Below are 1,121 nucleotides of genomic sequence, written 5' to 3' on the forward strand. Positions count from 1 at the left end.
CCGGTGGGCCTGGCTCCGGCGGGCCGGGTCCGGGTGGGCCGGATCCCGGTCCGGGCCCGGGCGGCCCGGGCGGGGGCGGCAACACGGCCCCCGACGGCGGACCGGTGCCGGCGGCGGCGCTCGACCCCGCGGCGCTGGGCGCGCCGTCCGCCACGCCGCTGCCGATGGCGCCGATGAGCGCCGCCGCCCCGGAGGCGCTGCGTACACTCGGGGCCAGCCGCTCTGGCGTGGCGGACGGGCGACCGGACGAGGGGGGCGCGGTGCTGGACGCGGACACGGGGTACGTCGGGACCGGTCACGTCCTGGGGGGCCGCTACACGCTGGAGGGCAACCCGCTGCGCAGCCACGGCGGCGCCGAGGAGTGGTTCGCCCACGACGCGATCCTCGACCGGCGCGTGCAGGTGCTGCTCCTGCCGCGCGGTGGCCGGCGCAACCCCGCGGTGCTCGACGCGGCCCGGCGGGCCGCGCTGGTCGAGGACCACCGCCTGCTGCGGGTCCTCGACGTCGAGGACGCCGACGAGTTCGACTACGTCGTCACCGAGCCGGTGCGCGGGGCCGACCTGGGCATGCTGGCCCGCCGCGGCGGCCTCCCCGCGGACCAGGCCTGCGCCGTCGTCGGCGAGACGGCCAGCGCGCTCGAGGCCGCCCGGCGCCACGGCGTGCACCACCTCGCCCTCGTCCCGGGCAGCGTGCACGTGACCGACGACGGCGAGATCCTCCTGACCGGCCTGGGCGTCGACGCCGCGCTCCTGGGCACCGAGGACGAGGAGGCCTCCCCGCTGGAGACCAGCCGGCGCGACGCCGTCGACCTCGTCCGCCTGCTCTACCTCGCCCTCACCGGCACCTGGCCCGACCCCGCCGCGGGCGCCCCGCCCGCGGCTGGCGCGCTCCGCCCGGGCACCCCCGTCGACCTCGAGGGCCTGTGCGCGGCCACCCTCGCCGAGGGCGCCGGCCCGCGCAGCACCGGCGAGCTCATCGTGGACCTGGCGCCCTGGCCCGACATCGATCTCGCGCGCCTGCCCCAGCCCGTGGCCCCGCCCCCCGCCCCGCCGGCGGGTGCCGTGCGCCCGGCCGGGCCGGTCGTCGCCGCCAGCGCCGGCGCCTCGGCCGCCGGGGCCGAG

At 80.9% G+C, this 1,121-nt stretch carries 1 pseudogene; it reads left to right on the forward strand.

Annotation, left to right across the window (positions count from 1 at the left end):
- Nucleotides 1-104: 104 nt before the first annotated feature.
- A pseudogene (locus GD970_RS21405) lies at nucleotides 105-1,121 on the forward strand (hypothetical protein); the annotation flags it as partial.

It is taken from the genome of Georgenia thermotolerans (assembly GCF_009193185.1).
GTDB classification, from domain to species: domain Bacteria; phylum Actinomycetota; class Actinomycetes; order Actinomycetales; family Actinomycetaceae; genus Georgenia; species Georgenia thermotolerans.